Origin of the sequence: Actinomadura madurae, from assembly GCF_047130825.1 — a bacterium.
Lineage (GTDB): Bacteria > Actinomycetota > Actinomycetes > Streptosporangiales > Streptosporangiaceae > Spirillospora > Spirillospora madurae.
Genome location: NZ_CP083237.1, coordinates 1004981 through 1027366, shown reverse-complemented (window position 1 = coordinate 1027366; position 22386 = coordinate 1004981). Strand labels below are relative to the sequence as shown.

General features: G+C 74.2%; 22 protein-coding genes and 1 riboswitch. Of the genes, 14 read left to right on the top strand and 8 right to left on the bottom strand.

Annotation, left to right across the window (positions count from 1 at the left end):
• Positions 1-68: 68 nt before the first annotated feature.
• Complete coding sequence (locus K8Z49_RS04655) at positions 69-1229, bottom strand: sensor histidine kinase (protein WP_218163699.1); 1161 nt, start codon at positions 1227-1229, stop codon at positions 69-71.
• A 141-nt stretch (positions 1230-1370) separates the two neighbouring features.
• Between K8Z49_RS04655 and K8Z49_RS04650 the strand changes: the two genes are divergently transcribed.
• The 3 genes from K8Z49_RS04650 (at position 1371) to K8Z49_RS04640 (ending at position 5138) form a co-directional block, all read left to right on the top strand.
• Complete coding sequence (locus K8Z49_RS04650) at positions 1371-2459, top strand: hypothetical protein (RefSeq protein ID WP_111831586.1); 1089 nt, start codon at positions 1371-1373, stop codon at positions 2457-2459.
• Positions 2460-2541: 82 nt separating this feature from the next.
• A riboswitch (TPP riboswitch) is annotated at positions 2542-2655 on the top strand.
• Entirely contained in the window at positions 2651-4375 is a 1725-nt protein-coding gene (thiC, locus tag K8Z49_RS04645) for a phosphomethylpyrimidine synthase ThiC (protein ID WP_111831585.1), read from the top strand. Its footprint overlaps the riboswitch before it by 5 nt.
• 175 nt (positions 4376-4550) lie before the next feature.
• Positions 4551-5138, top strand: coding sequence for a TetR/AcrR family transcriptional regulator (locus tag K8Z49_RS04640; protein WP_024936016.1), 588 nt, complete (start codon positions 4551-4553; stop codon positions 5136-5138).
• Here K8Z49_RS04640 and K8Z49_RS04635 read toward each other — a convergent pair.
• Both K8Z49_RS04635 and K8Z49_RS04630 read right to left on the bottom strand, forming a co-directional pair.
• The gene (locus K8Z49_RS04635; RefSeq protein ID WP_021600221.1) at positions 5135-5998 is read right to left on the bottom strand and encodes a metallophosphoesterase family protein; all 864 of its coding nucleotides are present in this window, start codon (positions 5996-5998) and stop codon (positions 5135-5137) included. The two genes, K8Z49_RS04640 and K8Z49_RS04635, sit on opposite strands and share 4 nt — an antisense overlap.
• A gap of 34 nt (positions 5999-6032) precedes the next feature.
• On the bottom strand, positions 6033-6599 hold the full coding sequence (locus tag K8Z49_RS04630; protein ID WP_181663297.1) for a helix-turn-helix domain-containing protein: 567 nt from the start codon (positions 6597-6599) through the stop codon (positions 6033-6035).
• Positions 6600-6679: 80 nt separating this feature from the next.
• Here K8Z49_RS04630 and K8Z49_RS04625 point away from each other — a divergent pair, with 80 nt between their 5' ends.
• Positions 6680-8113 (top strand): alpha/beta hydrolase family protein, encoded by a 1434-nt coding sequence (locus K8Z49_RS04625; protein WP_412517671.1) that lies wholly within the window; start codon positions 6680-6682, stop codon positions 8111-8113.
• 55 nt (positions 8114-8168) lie between these two features.
• Here K8Z49_RS04625 and K8Z49_RS04620 read toward each other — a convergent pair whose 3' ends face one another.
• Complete coding sequence (locus K8Z49_RS04620; RefSeq protein ID WP_021598655.1) at positions 8169-8672, bottom strand: DUF1772 domain-containing protein; 504 nt, start codon at positions 8670-8672, stop codon at positions 8169-8171.
• 32 nt (positions 8673-8704) lie between these two features.
• The gene (locus K8Z49_RS04615; RefSeq protein WP_111831582.1) at positions 8705-9553 is read right to left on the bottom strand and encodes an NAD(P)H-binding protein; all 849 of its coding nucleotides are present in this window, start codon (positions 9551-9553) and stop codon (positions 8705-8707) included.
• Between the two features lie 81 nt (positions 9554-9634).
• Between K8Z49_RS04615 and K8Z49_RS04610 the strand changes: the two genes are divergently transcribed.
• Positions 9635-10603 carry a cupin domain-containing protein gene (locus K8Z49_RS04610; RefSeq protein ID WP_412517670.1) on the top strand — a complete coding sequence of 323 codons (969 nt, stop codon included), beginning with the start codon at positions 9635-9637 and terminating at the stop codon, positions 10601-10603.
• Here K8Z49_RS04610 and K8Z49_RS04605 read toward each other — a convergent pair.
• Positions 10600-11715: a carbohydrate kinase family protein gene (locus tag K8Z49_RS04605; protein ID WP_235206505.1), complete on the bottom strand. Its 1116-nt coding sequence runs from the start codon at positions 11713-11715 to the stop codon at positions 10600-10602. The genes K8Z49_RS04610 and K8Z49_RS04605 overlap by 4 nt on opposite strands.
• 69 nt (positions 11716-11784) lie before the next feature.
• Positions 11785-13116: a hypothetical protein gene (locus tag K8Z49_RS04600; RefSeq protein WP_075021808.1), complete on the bottom strand. Its 1332-nt coding sequence runs from the start codon at positions 13114-13116 to the stop codon at positions 11785-11787.
• A 226-nt stretch (positions 13117-13342) separates the two neighbouring features.
• Between K8Z49_RS04600 and K8Z49_RS04595 the strand changes: the two genes are divergently transcribed.
• From K8Z49_RS04595 to K8Z49_RS04570, 6 genes are all read left to right on the top strand, one after another.
• The gene (locus tag K8Z49_RS04595) at positions 13343-14047 is read left to right on the top strand and encodes a GntR family transcriptional regulator (protein WP_021598660.1); all 705 of its coding nucleotides are present in this window, start codon (positions 13343-13345) and stop codon (positions 14045-14047) included.
• Between the two features lie 101 nt (positions 14048-14148).
• A complete protein-coding gene (locus tag K8Z49_RS04590; RefSeq protein WP_412517669.1) occupies positions 14149-15585 on the top strand; it encodes a PTS ascorbate transporter subunit IIC in 1437 nt (478 codons plus the stop codon).
• 46 nt (positions 15586-15631) lie between these two features.
• Positions 15632-15934, top strand: a complete 303-nt coding sequence (locus K8Z49_RS04585) for a PTS sugar transporter subunit IIB (RefSeq protein WP_021598663.1) — start codon at positions 15632-15634, stop codon at positions 15932-15934.
• A complete protein-coding gene (locus K8Z49_RS04580; RefSeq protein WP_021598665.1) occupies positions 15931-16368 on the top strand; it encodes a PTS sugar transporter subunit IIA in 438 nt (145 codons plus the stop codon). The genes K8Z49_RS04585 and K8Z49_RS04580 overlap by 4 nt, the downstream gene beginning before the upstream one ends.
• Positions 16361-17098: a sugar isomerase domain-containing protein gene (locus tag K8Z49_RS04575; protein ID WP_024936524.1), complete on the top strand. Its 738-nt coding sequence runs from the start codon at positions 16361-16363 to the stop codon at positions 17096-17098. The genes K8Z49_RS04580 and K8Z49_RS04575 overlap by 8 nt, the downstream gene beginning before the upstream one ends.
• A gap of 100 nt (positions 17099-17198) precedes the next feature.
• Complete coding sequence (locus K8Z49_RS04570) at positions 17199-17456, top strand: EF-hand domain-containing protein (RefSeq protein ID WP_021598535.1); 258 nt, start codon at positions 17199-17201, stop codon at positions 17454-17456.
• A gap of 110 nt (positions 17457-17566) precedes the next feature.
• On the opposite strand, the gene pgi is transcribed toward K8Z49_RS04570, so the two are convergent.
• Entirely contained in the window at positions 17567-19234 is a 1668-nt protein-coding gene (gene pgi, locus K8Z49_RS04565) for a glucose-6-phosphate isomerase (RefSeq protein ID WP_412517668.1), read from the bottom strand.
• Between the two features lie 195 nt (positions 19235-19429).
• On the opposite strand from pgi, the gene K8Z49_RS04560 reads away from it, so the two are divergent.
• The 3 genes from K8Z49_RS04560 (at position 19430) to K8Z49_RS04550 (ending at position 22372) form a co-directional block, all read left to right on the top strand.
• Complete coding sequence (locus K8Z49_RS04560) at positions 19430-20236, top strand: acyl-CoA thioesterase (protein WP_412517667.1); 807 nt, start codon at positions 19430-19432, stop codon at positions 20234-20236.
• 24 nt (positions 20237-20260) lie between these two features.
• Entirely contained in the window at positions 20261-21250 is a 990-nt protein-coding gene (locus K8Z49_RS04555) for a hypothetical protein (RefSeq protein ID WP_412517666.1), read from the top strand.
• Positions 21251-21340: 90 nt separating this feature from the next.
• Positions 21341-22372 (top strand): lactonase family protein, encoded by a 1032-nt coding sequence (locus tag K8Z49_RS04550; RefSeq protein WP_412517665.1) that lies wholly within the window; start codon positions 21341-21343, stop codon positions 22370-22372.
• Positions 22373-22386 lie beyond the last annotated feature (14 nt).

The following is a 22386-nucleotide window of genomic DNA, read 5'->3' as shown; positions in this document are numbered from 1 at the left end:
ACCCTACCGGTAAGGGTTGGAAAGCCCTCGGGGCGGCCGCTCGCGGCGCCGGCGGAGGCTCCGCCCCGTCACTGGGGCGCGGCGGCGCCGGCGAGCGGGAGCACGGCGGTGACGGCGAATCCGCCCTCCGGGCCCGGACCGGCGTCCAGCGTCCCCCCGACGCTGCGCGCCCGCTCGATCATCCCGAGGATCCCGAAACCCCCGGGCGTGTCGCCGGACGGGCCCCTCCCGTCGTCGGCGACCCGCACGACGAGGCCCCCGCCGTCCCGGGCCAGGCTCACCTCCACGCGGGTCGCGGCGGCGTGCTTGACAACGTTGGTCAGGGCCTCCTGGACGATCCGGTACGCCGCGACGCCGATCTCCGGCGGCAGCGTCCCCACGTCCCCCTCCCGGAGGTCGACCTCGAGCCCGCCGGCGCGGGCGTCCCGCGCCAGCCCGGCGATGCCGTCCGCTCCGGGCAGCGTCCCCGGCGCCCGCACGTCGGTGCCCCGCAGGACCTGGAGGGTGCCGCGCAGCTCCGTCCGGGCGTCCCGGCAGGTGTCGGCGATCGAGGCGAGCGCGTCGGCCAGCTCCTGCCGGTCGAGCGGCCGGTCCGCGCGCACCAGATGGGCCGCGGCACCGGCCCGGACGCCGATCAGGGTGATGCTGTGCGCCAGGAGGTCGTGCAGGTCGCGGGCGATCCGCAGCCGCTCCTCGGCGACCCGGCGCCGCGCCTCCTCCTCGCGCGTCCGCTCCGCGCGCTCGGCCCGCTCGGTGATGGTCGCGAGCCGCGCCCGGTGCACCCGCCACACCTGGACGGCGATCACGACGGACACCACGGCCTCGATGACGGCGATCTGCTCGTGCAGCGAGCCGCCGCCCGCCCGCATCGCCATGGCGGCCACGCACACCGCGAGCAGGACCGCGGCGACGCTGAGGACGACCCGCACCCGGCGCCCGAGCACGGCGTAGGCGAACAGCGCGATCACCTCGGCGGGGACCAGCGCGTGGTGCTGGTACTGCGCGAGGTGGTACGGCAGCGCCAGGGCCACGAGCGCGACCAGGCCGGGCGCCGGCCACCGCCTGATCACCGCGAGCGGGAGGTGCGCCGCGGCCAGCAGCAGCGCCCCGGGCGCGTCGAGGCCTCGGACGCCCGGCCACAGCACCGCGACCGCGGCCGCGACCCCCGCCAGGAGCGTCGCGAGCAGAGCGTCCTTCGCCGTCACACCGGACCGGGGCACCGTCACCACGCGCCCATTCTCCAGGAGCCCCCGGCCCCCCGTGCATCACCCCGTGCTCCTGGAGGAAATGATCTCTCTCTTCGTGCGCTCCGCCCCGTTCCGCCACCCCGCCCTATAGTTCTGCAACACCCCGTCACGAAGGGCTGACAGTTGTCCGTCCCCCCGCCCGCCGTCCCCCCGCCCGACCTCCGCATGACGCTCGGCCGCAGAGCGTACCGATGGCCGTTCCGGATCTTCCTGGCCGCGCTCGCGGCCGGGCTCGCCGTCTCGCTGTCCACCCGCTCCAACGCCGAGGCCTGGGACCCGGAGAAGGCCCGCCAGGTCATCACCGCCTACGGCGGCGGCGCCGCGCTCGTCGCCCTCGCCGCCGTGCTCTGGGCCGTCCGGATCCATCGCACCCGCCTCATCGTGACCATCGGCGAGAAGGGCGTGACCCTCCGCCGCGGGCGACGGGAGGCCGCCGTGCCCGTGAGCGCCCTGCGAGCGGTCGGGATCACGTGGCCGGTCACCGACCCGGTCTGGACGCTCTGGCTGGAGTCCGAGGCGGCCCCCGACGTGGCGGCCGTCGCCGGGACCGACGGCCGCACGGTCACGCTGCTGCGGAGCGGGTCGCTCCCTTCCGGATGGCTGGAGGCCGTGCGGGAGGCGACCACCGGCACCCTCGGCGTCGCCTGGCGCGTCGTCGACGACGAGGGCGAGGAGGTGCCGGCGCCAGGCGCGGACGCGCTGTCCTCGGCCCGCCGCGTCCTGGTGGACGGCAGGGGGCGGTACCGCGACGAGCGCGGCGGGGCCCTCCTCGCCGTCGCCTGCGGGAGGCTCGCCAAGCGGCCGGGGGGAAGGTCGGGCATGTTCCCGATGAACCCCGCCGCAGGGCGCCGGACGATCGTGCTGCGCGACCCCCACGCCCGCACGCTCCTCGTGTTCAGGCGGCGGTCCCGGCTGCTGGGCCGCGGCGCCATGCGCGTCCTCGACGCGGACGGCCGCCTCCTCGGGATCCTGCGCGGCGGGCAGGAGCCGTCCTTCCACACCACCGACGGCATGCTCCTCGGCAGCACCCGGCCGTCCGGCGACGGCTACGCCGTGACCGGCGTCGACGGGCGCAGGTCGGCCACGCTGCGGACCAGATCCACCGCCGACGACAGCCGCATGTACCTCGAGCGCTCGCCGTCCGCCCCGGACCCGCTCCGGACCCTCGTGCTGGCGCTCCCCATGATGGTGCGGATGGCCCGCCAGCTCTGACCCGCGGCGGCCCCCGGACCGCGGCCCCCTACCTCACGGACGGTGGTTGCGGCAAGCGGGGGCCGTCGGGTTAGCGTCGTGGACGACAGATCGCGGGGGCCCGGCGAACCGGGCTGAGATAGCGGCTGGGACGGCCGCTGACCGCATGAACCTGACCGGGTAATGCCGGCGTAGGGAGAGATCGAGTCGTCATGACCGAACCTGTGGTTCCAGCTGCCCGCAAGACGTACCTCCAGGGCTCGCGCCCGGACATCCGCGTGCCGATGCGGGAGGTGCCGCTGACCAGCGGCGACGCCGTCGTCCTGTACGACACGTCCGGGCCGTACACCGATCCCGGCCAGGACACCGACGTCCGCCGGGGCCTGCCGCCGCTGCGGGAGGCGTGGATCACCGAGCGCGGCGACACCGCCGCCTACGAGGGGCGCGCGGCGCGTCCCGAGGACGACGGGCGCCGGTCGGCGCCCGTCCGGGAGGGGTTCCTGCCGCGCCGGCCGCGCCGCGCGACCGGCGGCGCGGTGACCCAGCGCGCGTACGCGCGGCGCGGCGAGATCACGCCGGAGATGGAGTTCGCGGCGCTGCGCGAGGGCGTGCCGCCGGAGTTCGTCCGGGACGAGCTGGCCGCCGGGCGGGCCGTGCTGCCGGCCAACGTCAACCACCCCGAGATCGAGCCGATGGTCATCGGGCGGAACTTCCTGGTGAAGGTGAACGCGAACATCGGCAACTCGGCGGTCGCGTCCTCGATCGAGGACGAGGTCGAGAAGATGACGTGGGCGACCCGCTGGGGCGCCGACACGATCATGGACCTGTCCACCGGGAAGGACATCCACACCACCCGCGAGTGGATCCTGCGGAACTCGCCGGTGCCGGTCGGGACCGTCCCGCTGTACCAGGCGGTGGAGAAGGTCGGCGGCGACCCGGCCGAGCTGACCTACGACGTCTTCCGCGACACGGTGATCGAGCAGGCCGAGCAGGGCGTGGACTACATGACCGTCCACGCCGGGGTGCTGCTCCCGTACGTGCCGCTGACGGCGCGGCGCAAGACGGGGATCGTGTCGCGGGGCGGGTCGATCATGGCGGCCTGGTGCCTGGCGCACCACGAGGAGAACTTCCTCTACACGCACTTCCGCGAGCTGTGCGAGATCTTCGCCGCGTACGACATCACCTGGTCGCTCGGGGACGGCCTGCGCCCCGGCTCGATCGCCGACGCCAACGACGAGGCGCAGTTCGCCGAGCTGCGCACCCAGGGCGAGCTGACGAGGATCGCGGCCGAGTACGGCAACCAGGTGATGAACGAGGGCCCGGGGCACGTCCCGATGCACAAGATCAAGGAGAACGTCGACCTGCAGCAGGAGTGGTGCGACGGGGCGCCGTTCTACACGCTCGGGCCGCTGACCACCGACATCGCCCCCGGCTACGACCACATCACCTCGGCGATCGGCGCCGCGATGATCGGCTGGCACGGCACCGCGATGCTCTGCTACGTCACGCCGAAGGAGCACCTCGGGCTCCCGGACCGCGACGACGTCAAGGCCGGCGTGATCGCCTACAAGATCGCCGCGCACGCCGCGGACCTCGCCAAGGGCCATCCGGGCGCGCAGGCCTGGGACGACGCGCTGTCGGACGCCAGATTCGACTTCCGGTGGGAGGACCAGTTCAACCTGTCCCTCGACCCGGACACCGCCCGCGCGTTCCATGACGCGACGCTCCCGGCGGCGCCCGCGAAGACCGCGCACTTCTGCTCGATGTGCGGCCCGCACTTCTGCTCGATGAAGATCACGCGGGACGTCCGGCGGTACGCGGGCGAGCGGGGCCTGGCCGAGGACGAGGCCCTCACCGCCGGGATGCGGGAGAAGGCCGAGGAGTTCAGGGCCGGCGGCGGGCGCGTCTACCTGCCGATCTCCCCCGGCGGCTCCTGACCGTCCGCCGCGGGGGCCGCGGCGCCGCGCGCCGCGGCCCCCGCGCGCCCCGGCACCTCCCCGGCGGGAGGTCGCGGGACGGCCGCGGCTAGGATCGAGGGACCGTTCCAAAGCCGCGGATCCCCTCGACTCGCCGCAGGCCCGCCCTACCCGCCGGGAAGGACCGACGACTCAGGTGACCAGCGACGACACGCCGAAGGCCCGCGCCCGGCCGGTACGGGCGGACGTGCGCCGCAACCGCGCCCGGCTGCTCGCCGCGGCGCGCGAGGCGTTCCAGCGCGACGGGGCCGGCGCGTCCCTGGAGGGCGTCGCCCGGCTCGCCGGCGTCGGCATCGGCACGCTCTACCGGCACTTCCCGACCCGGCAGGACCTGCTGGAGGCGGTGCTCGCCGACGTCTACGACCGGCTCGCCGCGGAGGCGCGCGGCCTCATGGCCTCTCCCGCGCCCGGCGAGGCGCTGATGACCTGGCTGCGGACGTTCATCGCGGAGGTCACCGCGTTCCCGGGGATGGCGGCGTCGGCGATGGTGGCGCTGCGCGGCGAGGGCCCGGAGCCGTCGCCGTCCCGCCGGGCGATGCACGAGGCGGGCGGGGCGCTGTTCGCCCGCGCGCAGCGGGCCGGCGACGCGCCCGCCGGCGTCCCCTTCACCGACGTGCTGAGGCTCGCGGGCGCGATCGCGGCGGTCACCGAGCGCGAGCCGGAGGCCGCCGGGCGGCTGCTGTCGCTGGCGGCCACGGGGGTGGCGCCGGGCAAGGGGCGCTAGAGGCTCGGGAAGTCCGGGTACGGGCGGCCGGTCTCCGGGTCGGGCAGGATGCGCCGCGGGCCGCGGGGCGCCTCGGCCCATTGGCGCCATTCGCGCGGGTAGCCGACCGACACCTCGATGTGCGGGACGGCTCCGGTCCAGATCGTCCGCGGGATGTGCAGGTGCCCGTACACGACGGACACCGCGCCGAACCTCGCGTGCCAGTCCGCGGTGCGCTCGGTGCCGCACCACTGGGCGAACTCGGGGTACCACAGGACGCGGGTGGGCTCGCGGACGAGCGGCCAGTGGTTGACGAGCACGGTCCGCGTCCCCGGCTCCAGTTCGGCCAGGCGCCGCTCGGTGTAGGCGATCCGGGCGTCGCACCAGGCGTCCCGTGTGGGGTGCGGATCGGGGTGCAGGTAGACCTCGTCGGTGCACACGACCCCCGACTCGTGGGCGACCTTGAGCGCCTCTTCCTTGGTGGACGTCCCCTCCGGCCGGAAGGTGTAGTCGTAGAGGACGAACAGCGGCGCGATCGTCACCGGGCCGCCCTCGCCGTCCCAGACGGGGTACGGGTCCTCGGGGGTCAGCACCCCGAGGTCGCGGCACAGGTCGACGAGCCCGCGGTAGCGGGCCTCGCCGCGCAGCTGGACCGGGTCGTCCTTGATGGTCCACAGCTCGTGGTTGCCGGGCGCCCACAGCACCGTCGCGTAGCGGTCGCGGAGCGCGCGGAGCGCCCACTCGATCTCGGCGAAGCGCTCGGCGACGTCGCCGGCCACGATCAGCCAGTCGTCCTCGGACCCGGGCCGCATCTCCTCGACGAACGCGCGGTTCTCGGAGAATCCGACGTGCAGATCGCTGATCGCATAGACGCCGCCCATCCAGAGATCGTATTCCCCGCGCCCTTCCCGCCGTTCAGCCGCCGTCGGCGGGCAGGGTGAACAGGCGGATGTGGACGGGGCGGGCCCCCGGCGGGGCGTCCTCGCGGCCGTGGGCGTGCTCGTGCAGCAGCCGCACGTAGGCCTCGAAGAACTCCGCCAGCCCCTCCTCCGTCATGTGGGCGAAGCCGCGCGACAGCAGCGCCCAGGAGCGTTCCCGCTCGTAGGCGCCGGGCAGCCCGCGCAGCATCTCCATGTCCTCGGCGTGGCCGGCCCTGAGCAGCTCGTCCAGGACGGGGCGGTCCTCGGGCGGCAGCGAGGCGGGGTCGGGCATCCGGACGTCCCGCGGGCCCTCGGCCCGGCGCCACCAGCGCTCCCGGCCGGTGGACCGCTCCGGGATCTCCTCGATGAACCCGTGCTTCTCCAGCTGCCGCAGGTGGTAGCTGGTCGTGCCGGTGTTGGCGCCCAGCGCCTCGCCGATCGTCGTGGACGTCGCGGGGCCGTGGACCCGCAGCCGGTGCAGGATCCGGCGCCGCAGCGGATGGCTCAGCGCCTTCATCCGCCCCGGGTCGTCCAGGATGACGGGCTCCTCGTCGTCCTTCATGGGGAGAAGCCTAGTACCGCAGACGGATATTTGCAGAGAACTCTTTGCAGAGCTTTCTCTGTAGTTCTAGGGTCACCGGCATGAAGACAGCGATGACCCTCCTCGTGGCGCTCCTGCTCGGCGCCCTGAGCGCGGCGCCCGCCGGGGCCGCGCCGCCGGAGGCCGGGCCGCCGGGGGCCGGCCCTGTCCCGGCACCGCCCGGCCTGACCTCGACCGAGGTGAGCTTCACCGGGTCCGGCGGGCTGACCCTGCACGGCTCGGTCCTGGCACCGGCCGCGAAGGGCCCGCCCCGGCCCGGCGTCGTCCTCGTCACCGGGTCCGGCGCCGGCGTGCCGCGCGAGCACCTGCGCACCGAGGCCGTCGAGTTCGCGCGGCGGGGACTCGCCGTGCTGATCTACGACAAGAGGTCGGAGGGGTACACCAAGCTCCGCCGCGACTACTCCGAGCTCGCCGGCGACGCGCTCGGAGGGCTGCGGGCGCTGCGCGCGCAGCCCGGCGTCGACCCCGCGAAGGTGGGCCTGTGGGGGCTCAGCGAGGGCGGCTGGGTCGCGCCGCTGGCCGCGTCCCGCTCGGCCGAGGCGGCCTTCGTGATCGTGGTGGGCGGCAACGCCATGACGCCGATCCGCCAGCAGAACTGGAACGAGACCTCCGCGCTGCGCCGGGAAGGCGTCTCCGGCTCGCTGACGGACCGCGGCAAGCCCGCCCTCGCGCGCCTCGCCGGCGACGTCGGCCTGTTCGCCGAGGCCCACTTCGACGCCGAGGGCGTCCTGCGGCGCGTGCGGCAGCCGCTGCTCGGCATCTGGGGCGAGTACGACCTGCAGACCCCGCCCGAGGAGAACCCGCCGCTGTTCGCGCGGGCGCTGCGGCAGGGCGGGAACACCCGCTACACGTTCCGGTTCTTCCCCGACGCCGACCACGGCGCGCACAGGACGCCGGACCGCGGGATCACCCGCGGCGCCGAACTGGCCCCCGGCTACGCCGACCTCGTCGCGACCTGGGTGCGGGACGTGACCGGCGGGAAGGCGCCGGAGGCCGACGCGGCCACGCCGCCCCGGCAGGAGCACGCGAGCGTCGATCTGCCGCCGCTGAGGTGGTGGGAGTCGCGGTGGGCGCAGCTCGCCGCGGCGGTGCTGTTCCTCGTGGCGTTCACCGCGTACCCGCTGGTGGCGCTGGTGCGGAGGGTGCGCGGGCGGAGGGTGCGGCCGGTGAGCCGCTGGCCGCGCGTGCTGGCCGCCGCCGGTCTCGCCGCCGCGTTCGGCCCGGTCGTCTACCTGTTCTACCTGGTGGCCGGCTCCGCGCCCGACCCGGGGCCCGTCCTCGGCGGCCGGCCCCTGCCGTGGCTGATCCTGCAGGCGCTCGCCGTGGCCGCGGTCGTGGCGGCGGCCGGCAGCGCGGTGGCGTGGCGGCGGGCGGCGGCGGTCCCGCCGGGCGAGCGGGTCCGGCTCGGCCTCCTGATCGCCGCAGGCGCGGTGCTCGTCCCGTGGGGCCTGCACTGGGGGGTGCTGCTGCCGTGACGGACGCGGCCCGTGCTCCTTGCCAGGGCACGGGCCGCGTCCGCCTTGCGTGATCTCAGTTGTTCCTTCCCCAGAGGTACACCCCCAGGCTCATGGCGAGGAGGCTCGCCCAGCTGAACACCGCGCGCGCCGTGTTCCAGGCCGTCCAGCGCCCGGAGTGGTCCGACCAGATCTTCGCCGCCTCGGCCGTGTCGGCGGGGATCGTGACGGCGTCCAGGGCGTTGTTCATCGGGATGTTCACCGCGAAGGTCGGGACCAGCGCGCCCGCGAAGTACACGCCCGCGGCGACGAAGAACAGCAGGGCCGCCGCCTTCTGGTCCAAGGTCAGCAGGAACACCCCCGCCGCGATCGCCACGACCGGCACCAGCATGAACATCGCGATGAAGACCGGGTTCTGGATCTTCTGGTTGATGCCCTGCATCGCGTCGATCGCCGAGGCGGGCTTCGCGGCGTTCAGGCCCGGCATCACGCCGGTGGAGAAGCCGAAGAACGTCCCGGCCATGCCGGCCGCCATGATGAGGGAGAGCGTCACCGAGACGCCCGCGAGAGCCGATCTCATGATCTGTCTCCAATCCGTGGGAGGGGGTGGCGTCAGGGGTTCCAGATGCCGCTGGCGGCGGTCTCCCGCGCGTAGCCGGCGAAGTCCCGCGGCTCGCGGCCGAGGGCGCGCCGGACGCCGTCGGCGGGCCGGGCGTTGCGGCCGTCCAGGACGGTCGTGAACAGGTAGGTCAGGAACCCGATGAGCTCCTCGGGCAGGCCCTGCTCCGCGAGCGCCGCCGCGTAGTCCTCGGCGCCGACCCGGACGTAGGCGATCTCCCGGCCGCAGGCGCGGCCGATCTCGGCGGCGGCCTCGGCGAAGGTGAGCGCCCGCGGGCCCGTCACCTCGTAGACCTCGCCGGCGTGCCCGTCGCCGGTGAGCGCCTCGGCGGCCACGTCCGCGATGTCGCCCGCGTCGATGAAGGGCTCGGGCACGTCGCCCGCCGGGAGGGCCACCTCGCCGGCCAGGACGGCGTCGAGGAGGTAGTCCTCGCTGAAGTTCTGCGCGAACCAGCTCGACCGCACGACCGTCCACGCGAGGCCGGACTCCTGGACGATGCGCTCGCACTCCTGCGCCTCCGGCTCGCCGCGCCCCGACAGCAGGACAACGTGCCGGACGCCCGCCTCCACCGCGGCGCCCGTGAACGCGCGGACGGCCGCGGGCGCTCCGGGGGCGGCCAGGTCCGGGTAGTAGGACAGGTAGACCTTCTCGACGTCCCGCAGGACGGGCGCCCAGGTCCCCTCGTCCTCCCAGTCGAAGGCCGGCGACGCCGACCGCGAGCCCATCCGGACCGGGACGTCCCGGGCCTCCAGCCGCTCGACGACGCGGCGGCCGGTCTTCCCGGTCCCGCCGAGGACCAGGGTGAGGCCGCTCTCGATGATGTTCTCCGTCGTGTTCGTCATGCCCTTGAGTCAACAGCCGGCCGTTGCCAACGACCATCGTTGAGAAGCTCGCCTCCATACGCGAGCGTCTACGCTGATGCCATGGACGCTCTGGCCGACCTCCTCGACGGTCCGCGCGCACGGGGGGCGTTCATGCTGCGCGTCGCCCTGGCGCCGCCCTGGTCGATCCGGATCCAGGACGAGGCGCCGCTGTGCCTGCTCTCGATGATCAGGGACGACGCGTGGCTGCTCCCGGACGACGGGGAGCCGCAGCGCGTCGTCCCCGGCGACATGGTCATCTTCCGGGGACCCGACCACTACACCGTCAGCGACGACCCCGCGACCGAGCCGCAGATCGTCATCCACCCCGGGCAGCGCTGCACGACCCCCGACGGGACGAGCCTGTCGGGGGCGATGGACCTCGGCGTCCGCGCCTGGGGCAACGACCCCGACGGGTCGACGGTGATGCTGATCGGCGCCTACCAGATGCGCGGCGCCGTCACGCGGCGGCTGCTGTCCGCGCTGCCGGCGATGGCGGTCGTCCGCGGCGACACCTGGCGGTCGCCGCTCGTCGGCGTGCTGCAGGAGGAGATCGGCAAGGACGAGCCCGGCCAGGACGTCGTGCTCGACCGGCTGCTCGACCTGCTGCTCATCGCGACGCTGCGCGCCTGGTTCTCCCGGCCGGACGCCGAGGCGCCCGGCTGGTACCGCGCCCACGGCGACGCCGTCGTCGGCCCCGCGCTGCGGCTGCTGCACGAGGACCTGTCGCACCCGTGGACGGTCGCCGACCTGGCGGCGAGGGTCGGCGTGTCCCGCGCCGCGCTCGCGCAGCGGTTCACCCGGGAGATCGGGGAGCCGCCCATGTCGTACCTGACGGGCGTCCGCCTCGCCCAGGCCGCCGACCTGCTCCGGGAGAGCGACGCCACGCTGGACGCCGTGGCGCGCCAGGTCGGCTACGGCAACGCGTTCGCGCTGAGCACCGCCTTCAAGCGGGTACACGGCGTGAGCCCGCAGGAGTACCGGACCGGCGCGGTCCCCGTCGGCCAGTTTCGCGTGCCGCCGGACGCCTAGTGCTGCGGGCGGAGGGTGGGCTCGGCGCGGACGGGCGAGTCGTCGGCCGCGTCCGGGATGAACGGGACGACGAACGCGTACTCGGCCAGGACGGCCTCGGGCACCTCCCCCGACTCGCCGAACGCGGCGATCTCGCCCCAGCAGGGTGAGCCCAGCGACCCGCTGCGGTGCCGGACCGAGAGGCCCGCGCACAGGTTGGCGAACCGGAGCCGCTCGGCGAGCGGCAGTCCGGCGAGGGTGGCGAACACGAACCCGGCGGCGAACACGTCGCCCGCGCCGGTCGGGTCGAGGGCCTCGACCGGCAGCGCGCTCGTCTCGGCCCGCTCCCCCGACCGGGAGTCGATGGCGATCGCGCCGTCGCCGCCGCATTTGACCACGACGACCGGCACCCGCGCGGCGAGCGCCTCGGCCGCGTCCGCCGGGGTGCGGGTGCGGGTGTAGGACATCGCCTCGGCGGCGTTCGGCAGGAACGCGTCCACGTGCGCGAGCCGGTCGAGGACCTCGGCCGGCCAGGCGCCGGTCTGGTCCCAGCCGAGGTCGCCGAAGACCAGCGCGCCGCGCTCGCGCATCCGGCCGGCCCACGCCGGCACCGGCCGGTCGACGTCCACGAAGCAGGCCCGCGCGGCCGGCGGCGGCGCGCCGAGGTCGTCCAGCGGGGACGGGACCGGCCGGGCGAACGTCACCATGCTGCGGTCGGAGTCGTAGGCCATCGACACCGTGACCGGCGTCGACCAGCCCCGCACCCGGCGCGACAGCCCGAGGTCGACGCCCTCCTGCTCGGCGAGCGTGCGCCACAGGTAGGCGCCGAACATGTCGTCGCCGAACGGCGCCGCGAGCCCGACCCGCAGGCCGAGCCGGCTCATCGCGACCGCGATGTTGGCGACGCCGCCGGGCGCGGAGCCGAGCCCGTCGGTGACGATCTCGGTGCCCGGCGGCGGCAGCCCCGGCAGCCCGGTGAAGATCATGTCCATGAAGACCTGGCCGGACAGGAACACGTCCAGCCCCGGGCGCTCCCCCGGGGCGCGCAGCCGCTCCCCCGCCGGCTCCCGCTCGGCGCAGGGATCGGCGAGGGACGGCTCGGGCGCCCGGCCCGGCGCGGTCTGCTGAGTCACGAGGCCCCCCATGGCGCGGCTCGGGCACGTGTTCCCACGGACCCTAGCCCGCGCCACCGACAACGACACCTACCTCGGAACGTACAGCCGAATGTCGTCCACCTGCGCGGATCCCTCGTAGAAGTTCATGTGCGGGTCACCGATCATGAACCGGTCCGGGTAGGCGGACCCGGCGGGCCAGGTGTCGCGGTCGACGAGGGTGCCGCCCGGTCCGGTCCAGGTCCAGTCGGCGTTGAAACGGCCGTCGTACTCGTCCGGGCGCTGGTTGTAGTGCCAGATCGGCTCGCCGTCCTGGACGAACGAGCGCGTGTACCGGAAGGTCGCCTTGCCCACGTGCGCGAAGACCCCGGACATCTCCATCGTGTAGGCGCCGCCACGCCGCTCGACCGCGAACGTGTAGGGCTCCCGGGGCAGCAGCTCGGGCCGGAGGTCGACGGTCGAGACGATCGCGCCGGCCTTCTTGAACCCGCACTCGCTCTCCATCAGGTACTCGGTGCCCGGCATCGTCGGGTACCGGCGGTCGTCGGTCATGAAGATCGCGTTGACGCCGTTGCCCGTCCCGGCGGAGTACGGCTCGTACTGCCCGGTGGCGGGGTTGCAGTACAGCAGGCCGGTGCCGGTGTACTTGTAGCGGTTGTAGCCGTCCATCGCGACCTTGCGGTGGCCGTGGATGAAGACGTTGTTGTGCGGCGCCACCCGCCGGTAGTCCATGATCGACATGTAGTAGAAGCCGTTGGAGTCGGTGCGCACGTCGGCCCACTCGCACTCCGGCCTGGCGAAGTCGCCGCCCGACGCCCACGGGAAGTTGGTCTTGCAGCCTTCGGGCGAGTAGCCGTTGATCCGGCCGTCCGGATAGTCCCAGAGCCCGCCTCGCTGGCCGCCGAAGTCCAGGCCGCGCAGGGTCATCTCCACCCGGTACTCGGCGGGCAGGTCGCGGGTGGAGCGGATGACGACTCCGGCCTGGTGGGCCGGCTCGTCCAGCCGCGCGACGCCGTCGCGGGACGTCAGCGACGGGGGCGCGTCCGGCCTCCCGTCCCCGTCGGTGTCGCGGGCGGCCAGCTCGGCGGTGAGCCAGCCGTGCTTCCCGAACGAGAAGGACTTGCGGTAGGTCTTCATCGTGGCGAGCTGCGTGCGGAACGCCGGGCCGCCCACCGTGTCGAAGAAGGCGCCGTCGTTGTCGTAGATGTCGACGTTGTAGGGGCTGGACGGGCCGTCGCCGTCCGGCTTCCACGGGAATCCGGCGTCGTCCAGGCGCCGGTCGAACGGCTCGGCCGACACCAGCCGCCATCCGTCGCGGGAACCGGGCGGGGCCGGCTCCGCGCTCGCCGGGGCCGCGGCCAGCGCCGCCGGCATGAGCGCCGGCAGCGCCAGCGCCACGGCACCGCGCACGAACTTCCTCATCTCGCCGCCTTTCCTCGCCGCGCACCCGGGGCGCGGCCTCGAACGGTCACGATCGACGCGCAGGACGATCTTCCGTGACGGTAGAGCGGGCCCGGCGGCCGTGACCACGGCGAACATCGCCAAAAGTGGTATTGACCAGTCGCCACAATGGGACATACCGTGTGCGGCGACAGGAACAGCGCCGAAGGAGGTGACGTGCGTGCCATCCGCTGGCGAGTCCCGCTCCATGAGCACGAAACGGCAGGCGGTGCGCCGCGAACTGCTCGTGATGATGGACGGGCTCGACGTCGGGGACGCGCTGCCGTCCGAGCGCCGGCTGGCGGAGGAGCTCGGGGTGTCCCGGCCGACGCTGCGCCAGGCCATCGACGGGCTCGTCGCCGACGGCCTGCTCGACCGGCGGCACGGGAGCGGCACCTACGTGGCCGAGCCCCGTATCGCGGTGTCGCTGACCATGACCTCGTTCACCGAGGACATGCTCCGGCGCGGCATGAAGCCGGGCGGCCGGGTGCTGTCGTTCCGCACCGAGCCGGCGGGGGCGCGGATCGGCAGGCGGCTGGCCCTGTCACCGGCCGAAGAGGTATTTACCATTCGGCGGCTCCGGCTCGCGGACGGCGCCACCATGGCCATCGAGACCCTCTACCTGCCGCGGGCGCTGATCCCGGGCCTGCGCCGGCACGACCTGGAGGGGCGGTCGTTCTACGAGCTGCTGCGCGGCCACGGCGTCGTGATCGCCTCGGGCACCGAGACGATCGAGCCGACCGTCACCACCGCCGAGGAGGCCGCCGAGCTGGACGTCCCGGTGCACACGCCGGCGTTCCTGTTCGAGCGGGTCACCAGGGACGAGGGCGGGCGGCCCCTGGAGTACGTCCGGTCCGTCTACCGCGGCGACCGGTACCGGCTGGAACTGGACCTGCGACCCCCCAACCACTGACCGCCCGCGCCGGGCACCGCGCCCGGGCGCACGACCGTCCATCCGCGCTGACGGGGGCGACAGCGCAGGACCAATCCCCCGAGATGTGAGGCGACATCACCATGGACTTCATCAAGGAGATCCTCACGTTCCTGGCCGACAACGTCTTCGGCCAGGTGCCCATCCTCATCGGGCTGATCACCCTGATCGGGCTGATCCTGCAGCGCAAGCGGTTCGAGGACGTCTTCGCCGGAGCCCTGCGCGCCACCATCGGCGTGGTCATCCTGTTCATCGGCGTGGAGGTGTTCACCGGAGGGCTGACGAGCTTCCAGACCGTCCTCGCCAGCGCGATGGGCACTACGCCGCCGAAGGCGGACAAGACCCTCGCGGACTTCCTCACCGACCAGGGCGGGACGGTCGCGCTCGTCATCACGGTCGCGTTCCTGCTCCACGTGCTCGTGGTCCGGCTCTTCCCGGCGGCCAGGTACCTGTACCTGACCGGGCACCTGATGTTCTGGATCAGCACCGTCACGGTCGCGTCGCTGGTGACGATCGCGCCCGGCGCCGACCAGCTCACGCTGGTGCTGTGCGGTGCCGGGTTCGTCGCCGCGTACTGGACCGTCCAGCCGCTGTGGATGCGGCCGCTGATGCGCCGCGTCATGCCGGACGACCGGTTCGGCTTCGCGCACACCAGCTCGCTCGCCTGCCTGGTCACCGGGTACGCGGCCCGCCCGCTCGGCAGCCGGGAGCGGCACGACACCGAGAAGCTGAGGCTGCCCCGGCAGCTGTCGTTCTTCAAGGACGTCAACGTCAGCACCGCGCTGATCATCTCGGTGATCATGCTGATCGGGGTGGCGCTGGCCGACGACGGCGTGGTGGCCAAGGCCGCCGCGGAGATGGACGACAAACTGTCCCCGTGGGTGTGGGCGCTGCTGGTCGGCCTGCGGTTCGCGGGCGGCATCGCGATCCTGCTGTTCGGCGTGCGGATGTTCCTCGGCGAGATCGTCCCGGCGTTCAAGGGCTTCAGCGACCGCGTCATCCCCGGCACCCGTCCCGCGCTGGACGCGCCGACCGTGTTCCCCGTCGCGCCGACCGCCGTCATGGTCGGCTTCGTGGCGTCCACGGCGGTGTTCCTGGCGTGCCTCGGCGTGTTCGCCGCCGCGGGCTGGTTCACCCTGGCCCCGCCCATGATCATGCTGTTCTTCGTGGGCGGCGCGGCGGCGCTGTTCGGCAACGTGGTGGCCGGCTGGCGCGGCGCGGTGCTCGGCGGTGTGATCACCGGGCTGATCCTCGCGGTCGGGCAGGCCGTCACCTGGGACCTGTACGAGCGGACCGCGCCCGAGCTGGCCACCCTCGCCGACCCCGACTGGTACGCGATCGCGTGGCTGCTGAAGGCCGTCGACCCCGTCGTCGGGGAGAACTCGGTCTGGCTCGTGCCCGCCGTCGCGCTGGCCGCGATGGTCGCCACCCTGCTGCTCCTCGGCCGCGCCGAGAAGCGCCGGGCCGCCGCGTCGGACGCGGTGCCCGGGGACGGGGACCAGGCCCCCGCGAAGGCCTGACCGAACCGACGCCGCCTGACCGAACGACAACGAAGGAAGAGCCGACATGGCACTGGACCGGCAACTGGAAGTCCTCGCGGTCTGCGGGGTCGGCATGGGCTCCAGCCTCATGCTCAAGATGACCGCCGAGGACGCGCTGCGCTCGCTCGGCGTGGACGCACGGGTGGAGAACACCGACGTGTCCACGGCGCGCGGGATGTCGCCCGACGTGGTGATCGGCCAGGGCATGCACACCGGCGAGATCGCCGACCTGGCCCCGGTGGTGATCACGATCAGCGACTTCCTCGACAAGGACGGGCTGGAGGCGCGGCTGAGGGAGCACCTGACCGAGCAGGGATGGCTGCCGTGACGGTGCTCGCGGCGGCCGACGCCGTGACCGCGGCGGACTGGCGGGAGGCCGTCCGGAAGGCGGCCTCCGCGCTGGTCGCCGCGGGCGCGGCGGGCGAGGGCTACCCGGAGGCGTGCGTGCGGGTCGTCGAGGAGAACGGCCCGTACATCGTGCTGGCCAAGGGGCTCGCGCTCGTCCACGCCCGCCCCGAGGAGGGCGGGCTCGCCGTCGGCGTCGGGGTGACCCGGCTGGCGGCGCCGGTCGGGTTCGGCCATCCTGACAACGACCCGGTCGACCTGCTGCTCGCGTTCTGCACCCCCGACGCGGACGCGCACGTCGGCACCCTGTCCGCGCTGGCGCGCGCGCTGTCCGGCGGCCTGGCCGACCGGCTCCGCGCGGCGTCCGGCGAGGACGGCCTGGCCCGCGACCTGAAGGAGGCCCTCCCCGATGACTGACCCGCCGCGGTTCCCCGACCGGGTGCGGCACCTGCTGGACGAGCTCGACGCCGCCGCGGGGAAGGCGGCCGGTGACGCCGCCGCCCTGATCCTGGGGTCGGTCGAGGCGGACGGGATCGTGCACGTCGCCGGGGCCGGGCACTCCCTGGCGATGGTGTTCGAGACGTTCTACCGGGCGGGCGGGCTGGCCGCCGTCCGCCCGATCTGGGACCCGGCCGTGTTCCCCCTCGACCACGCCGTGCGCAGCACCCGCGCGGAGCGGCGGGCCGGGGTGGGGCGCGCGGTGGTCGAGAAGGCGGCGCCCGCCCCGCCCGACGTGGCGGTCGTCTTCTCCACCAGCGGCCGCAACCCGTACCCGGTGGAGGTCGCGCAGGAGTGCGCGGCGCGGCGGGTGCCGGTCGTCGCGGTGACCTCGGCGCCTGCGTCGCGCGGCGCGCAGGCGCGGGCGGGCACGGCGCTCGCCGACCACGCGGCGATCGTGCTGGACACGCGCGTCCCGCCCGGCGACGTGCTGCACCCGGCGGCGGCGCCGCGGACGGCGGCGGTCTCCACCATCCTCGCCGCGTACGCGTGGTCGCGGGTGCTGGCCGAGCTCGACGACCTCGCCGCGGCGCGCGGGGTGGACCTGCCGCGCTGGACGAGCGCGAACGTCCCCGGCGGCGACGAGGCGAACGCCGCGCTGCTGGAGCGCTACCGGCACCGCGTCCCCGAGCTGGCCGGGGACGGCTAGCCGGGGAACCCCGCCCGGCCCCACGGCGTTTCTCATTATGGTCCGGCTCGTCCCCTATGACAGGATGCGAGGTTTACATCGGACCGGAACGAGGAGCGAGATGACGACCAGACCGACCGGGGACGACCTTCTAGCCGTGTTCACGCGCGCGGACCTCGGCGGCGATCAGAAGCTCGACCTGATGGAGTTCACGCTCGTCCTGGACGAGCTGGGGCTCGCCTGGACGCGTGCCGAGACGCAGGACAGGTTCGAGAAGGCGGACGGCAACCTCGACGGGTTCATCTCCTATGAGGAGTTCCGCGCGATCCTGGACTCCCAGGGCTGGGCCGAGGGCCCGCTGCCCGGCGCGCGCGCCTGATCACGCCGAAGACGACGGGCCCGCCGGCGCGGCCGGCGGGCCCGTTCCCGCCCGTCCCCGCGGAATCAGGCGCGGCCTGGTGAGGAGCGGCGGGGTCAGGCACGGCGGGGTCAGGCGCGGCGGCCCCGCAGCGACCGGTACCGGCGGACGAGCTCGGCCGTGGACGGGTCGGGCGCCTGCGCGGGCGGCTCGTCCGAGGTGAGCGCGGGGGCCAGGTCCATCGCCATGACCTTGCCGAGCTCGACGCCCCACTGGTCGAAGGAGTCGATGCCCCAGACCGTCCCCTCCACGAACACGACGTGCTCGTAGAGCGCGACGAGCGACCCGAGCGTCTTCGGGGTCAGCTTCGGCGCGAGGATCGTGCTGGTCGGGCGGTTGCCCGGCATCACCTTGTGCGGGACCACCGCGGCCGGCGTGCCCTCGGCGGCGATCTCCTCGGCGGTCTTGCCGAACGCGAGCGCCGACGTCTGCGCGAGCAGGTTCGCGGTGAGCAGGTCGTGCATGCCGGCGCGGTCCTCGAACGGCTCGGCGAAGCCGATGAAGTCGGCGGGGACGAGCCGGGTGCCCTGGTGCAGCAGCTGGTAGAAGGCGTGCTGGCCGTTGGTGCCGGGCTCGCCCCAGAAGATCTCGCCGGTCTGCGCGACGACGGGCGCGCCGTCGGCCCGCACCGACTTGCCGTTGGACTCCATGGTGAGCTGCTGGAGGTAGGCGGGGAACCGGGACAGGCGCTGGCTGTACGGCAGGACGGCCCGGGTCTGCGCACCGAAGAAGTCGGTGTACCAGACGCCGAGCAGGCCCATCAGGACGGGCATGTTCGCCTCGAACGGCGCGCCGCGGAAGTGCTCGTCGATCTCGCGGAACCCGGCGAGCATCTCCCGGAACGCCTCGCCGCCGATGGCGATCATCAGGGAGAGGCCGATGGCGCCGTCGAAGGAGTACCGCCCGCCAACCCAGTCCCAGAAGCCGAACATGTTGGCTGTGTCGATGCCGAAGCCGGCGACCCGCTCGGCGTTGGTGGAGACGGCGACGAAGTGCCGGGAGACGGCCTTGTCGTCGCCGAGCCGCTCGACGAGCCACTGCCGCGCGACCTTGGCGTTGGTGAGGGTCTCCAGCGTCCCGAACGTCTTGGAGCTGATGACGAACAGCGTCTGCTCGGGGTCGAGGCCGGAGAGCTTGCCGAGGATGTCGGCCGGGTCGATGTTGGAGACGAACCGGCAGGCGATCCCGGCGCCGAGGCGGTCGGTCGGGGTCGGTTGGTCGGGGAGACCCGCGAAGTCGTGCAGGGCCTCGTAGGCCATCGCGGGGCCGAGGTCGGAGCCGCCGATGCCGATGTTGACGACGGTGGTGATGCGCTTGCCGGTGAAGCCCGTCCACTCCCCCGAGCGCACGCGGCCCGCGAAGTCGGCCATCTTGTCCAGGACGGCGTGCACGTCGCCGGCGACGTCCTGGCCGTCCACCGTCAGGGCCTCGCCGGGCGGCAGGCGCAGCGCGGTGTGCAGGACGGCGCGGTCCTCGCTGACGTTGATGTGCTCCCCGGCGAACATCGCCTCGATCCGGGCGCGCAGCCCCGCGCGCTCGGCGAGCGCGGTGAGCAGCCTCAGCGTCTCGTCGGTGACCCGGTGCTTGGAGTAGTCCAGGTACAGGTCCCCCGCGGTCACGGCCATCCGGGCGGCGCGCCCCGGATCGTCCGCGAACAGCTCGCGCAGGTGCCGTCCCGCGAGCGCCGCCTGGTGCTCGGCCAGCGCGGACCATTCGGGCGACTCGGTGATATCAGCCATTGCCTCTCTCATCTCCTCGCGGGGCGAGCGCCGAACGTCCCCCGGGCACCCCGCCGTTCCCCATCCGGCGATCATAGGCGGACCGCGCGTGACCGTATCAGGGCGTCCGCGGCGCCGCAGGGATCCGCCCCGGCCGCCGGGGCCCGCATGGCCCGCGAGTAGGGTCGCCCGCAGGCTGGCAGGAGGTTTTCCGGGATGAGCGACGCCCCGCACGGCATCACGAGCATGTTCGACCTCGCGCCGCTCGGCGAGGACTCGTTCATGGCCACGTCGCCGCCGGTGGGCCGGCCCCGGCTGTTCGGCGGGCAGGTCGCCGGGCAGGGCCTGCGCGCCGCGTGCCAGACGGCCGGCGGGCGCCCGCCGCACTCGATGCACGCCTACTTCATCCGTCCGGGGACGCCGGACGAGCCGCTGACCTTCGAGGTGGCCCGCACCCGCGACGGCCGCTCGTTCTCGACCCGGCACGTGACCGCGAGCCAGGGCGGCAAGCCGATCCTGGAGCTGATCGCCTCCTTCCACGACCCCGAGGCCGGGTTCGACTGGCAGGCCGCCCCGCCGTCCGGCACGCCCGGCCCGCAGGGGGTGCCCGAGGCGGAGCCGCCGGCGTTCTTCCGGCACCCGGCCGGGTTCGAGATCCGGGTGGTGAACCCGCCCGGGGAGGGCGAGTTCCCGATCGCGCACCCGTACTGGATCAGGATGGCGGCCCCGGTCGGCGACGATCCCGCGCTGCACGCCTGCGTCATCGCCTACCTGTCGGACATGGGCGTCGTCAGCAGCGCCCGCGCCCCCGGCTCGCCGCGCCGCCTCGCGACCGCGGTCACGCTCGACCACGCGCTGTGGTTCCACCGGCCGCCGCGCGCCGACCGGTGGCTGCTGTACTCGGTGGACCCGGTCACGAACCACGGCGCCCGCGGCCTGGCACGCGGCACCCTCCACACCGAGGACGGGACGCTCCTGGCATCGATCGCCCAGGAGGCGCTCCTGCGCCCGGCATCGGACTAGGGTCGCGGACTAGAGTCCCGGTCCATGGGAGCTCGCGCGAACTACGTCCTGATCGACGCGGACGGCCTGAGCCTGCACTACTCCCACTGGGGCGCGGACGGGGTGTGCTCCGCGCTGGTCGCGGGCCCGGAGGCGGCGAGGCGGTTCATCGCCGCACAGCACCGCTGCGCCGACCCGGCCCGCGACTGGCTGGACGACCGCTGGGCCGAGGGCGGCGCGGTCGTCGACCACACGGCCCGCCGGCTGGTGTTCTACGGCGACCAGCTGATGCTGGAGATCCCGTGCAAGCGGGCCTTCCTGGCACTGCTCGGCCTGACCTGGCCCGGTTGGACGGTGCGGTGGGCCTACGACGGCATCGGCGATCTCGCCGCGGCGGCCGGGTTCGACCGGTCGCTGGTCCGCAGCCCGGACCGGGACGAGCGCGCCGTCCCGGAAGAGACCGAGACGGACCCGGACGACATGCATCACCTGCTCACGGTCCGGACGGCGGAGGGGATCACCGTCTACCCGCTGTACTGGGAGCTCCACACGGCCTGGCAGGGACCGGGCCTGGCGGACCGGCCGCCCGCCGGCGGGCTTCCGCGGCGGGATCTGGGGACCGTGCCGGTCAGCGGGCTCCATGTGGACGTGCCCGCTCGCACGGCGGGCGCCTGGGTGGGCGCGTCCTGCACGGGGCTGGTCCCCGCCCTGGAGGAGCTGTGGCCGGGATGGCGCGTGGAGTTCTGGGAGGACCGGTACGAGGAGCAGCTCGCCCGCTGCGAGGGCGCGGTCACCGTCCCGGCCCGCGACCCGGTCGCCGCCCTCGACGAGGTGGTCTCCACGCTCGGCCGCCGGCGCGGGGACGACCCGGTGCCGCGGATGCTGGAGACCGTCCGCCGGCACGCCGGGGACCGGGAGGTCGAGCTGAACCCGTACTTCACCGCGCACCGGCAGGTCGACGCCGAAGACGACGAATGGCGATCCGTCCTCGACAGCGCCGCCGACCTGCGCGCCCGCCTCGCCGCGCGGTCCTGACCGCTCACCGGCGCCGCCCGGCGACGGGACTAGGCTCGGTCTTGGCCGCCTCACCAGGGGCGGTGGATCGCGTGAGGAGGGAGTCCCGGGGTGAGCGAGCGGGCGTTCTGGGTGGGCACGTACACCGGTGAGGCCGGTCGGGGCGCCGGGATCTACCGGGTGACCCGGCGGGCGGACGGGAAGCTGGAGGGGCCGGAACTCCGGACCGAGGCCGTGTCCCCGTCGTACCTGGCCGCCCATCCCTCCGGGAACGTCCTCTACGCCGTGCGGGAGGAGGAGCAGGGCGGGGTCCTCGCCTACGACGTGGCGGGCTCAGAGCTGCGGGAGATCGGGACACGCCGGGCGGGGGCGCTGCCGTGCCACCTGTCCGTGGCACCGGACGCCGGGCATCTGCTGGTCGCCGACTACGGCTCCGGGACGGTGCGGGCCGTCCCGCTGGGCCGGGACGGAGGCTTCACCGGCGACCCCGCGGTGGCGGAGGGGCAGGGAACCGGGCCCCGGACCGATCGCCAGGAAGGCCCGCACGCGCACGCGTCGGTGCACGCCCCGGACGGGACCGTCCTCACGACCGACCTGGGAGCCGACCTCATCCGCTCCTTCCGGATCGAGGACGGCGCGCTGCGCCTCGTCGGGGAGACGCCCGTGCCGGCCGGGCACGGGCCGAGGCACCTGGTCGTCCATCCGGGCGGCAGCGTGCACGTGCTCGCCGAACTGGTCCCGTCCGTGCTGGTCTTGCGGCCGGTGGACGGGTACGCGCGGCTGGAGCTCGTGGCCGAGTCGCCCGCGACGGCGGATCCGGCGGGCGATCCCGCCCAGGGCGCGGCGATCAGACTCGGGGCGGGCGGCCGGTACGCCTACACCTCCATGCGCGGCACGGACGTCGTCACCGCCCACCGCGTGCTGGACGGCGGCGCGGCGCTCAAGCCGATCGCCGACGTCCCGTCCGGCGGGCACTGGCCGCGCGACCTGTACGTGGACGGCGAGTGGATGCACGTCGCCAACGAGCGGAGCGACACGATCGCGACGTTCCGGATCGGCCCGGACGGTGTCCCGGCGCCCGCCGGGACACCCCTGCGCGTCCCCTCGCCGGTCTGCGTCATCCCGGCCGGGCCCGCGGCGTAAGGGCGTTTCCTGCC

Coding starts and splice junctions, on each gene's coding strand:
- thiC (WP_111831585.1), top strand. CDS start 2,651: ATGACCGAACCTGTGGTTCCAGCTGCCCGCAAGACGTACCTCCAGGGC.
- K8Z49_RS04635 (WP_021600221.1), bottom strand. CDS start 5,998: ATGGGCGGCGTCTATGCGATCAGCGATCTGCACGTCGGATTCTCCGAG.
- K8Z49_RS04630 (WP_181663297.1), bottom strand. CDS start 6,599: ATGAAGGACGACGAGGAGCCCGTCATCCTGGACGACCCGGGGCGGATG.
- K8Z49_RS04625 (WP_412517671.1), top strand. CDS start 6,680: ATGAAGACAGCGATGACCCTCCTCGTGGCGCTCCTGCTCGGCGCCCTG.
- K8Z49_RS04620 (WP_021598655.1), bottom strand. CDS start 8,672: ATGAGATCGGCTCTCGCGGGCGTCTCGGTGACGCTCTCCCTCATCATG.
- K8Z49_RS04615 (WP_111831582.1), bottom strand. CDS start 9,553: ATGACGAACACGACGGAGAACATCATCGAGAGCGGCCTCACCCTGGTC.
- K8Z49_RS04610 (WP_412517670.1), top strand. CDS start 9,635: ATGGACGCTCTGGCCGACCTCCTCGACGGTCCGCGCGCACGGGGGGCG.
- K8Z49_RS04600 (WP_075021808.1), bottom strand. CDS start 13,116: ATGAGGAAGTTCGTGCGCGGTGCCGTGGCGCTGGCGCTGCCGGCGCTC.
- K8Z49_RS04595 (WP_021598660.1), top strand. CDS start 13,343: ATGAGCACGAAACGGCAGGCGGTGCGCCGCGAACTGCTCGTGATGATG.
- K8Z49_RS04590 (WP_412517669.1), top strand. CDS start 14,149: ATGGACTTCATCAAGGAGATCCTCACGTTCCTGGCCGACAACGTCTTC.
- K8Z49_RS04585 (WP_021598663.1), top strand. CDS start 15,632: ATGGCACTGGACCGGCAACTGGAAGTCCTCGCGGTCTGCGGGGTCGGC.
- K8Z49_RS04575 (WP_024936524.1), top strand. CDS start 16,361: ATGACTGACCCGCCGCGGTTCCCCGACCGGGTGCGGCACCTGCTGGAC.
- K8Z49_RS04570 (WP_021598535.1), top strand. CDS start 17,199: ATGACGACCAGACCGACCGGGGACGACCTTCTAGCCGTGTTCACGCGC.
- pgi (WP_412517668.1), bottom strand. CDS start 19,234: ATGGCTGATATCACCGAGTCGCCCGAATGGTCCGCGCTGGCCGAGCAC.
- K8Z49_RS04560 (WP_412517667.1), top strand. CDS start 19,430: ATGAGCGACGCCCCGCACGGCATCACGAGCATGTTCGACCTCGCGCCG.
- K8Z49_RS04555 (WP_412517666.1), top strand. CDS start 20,261: ATGGGAGCTCGCGCGAACTACGTCCTGATCGACGCGGACGGCCTGAGC.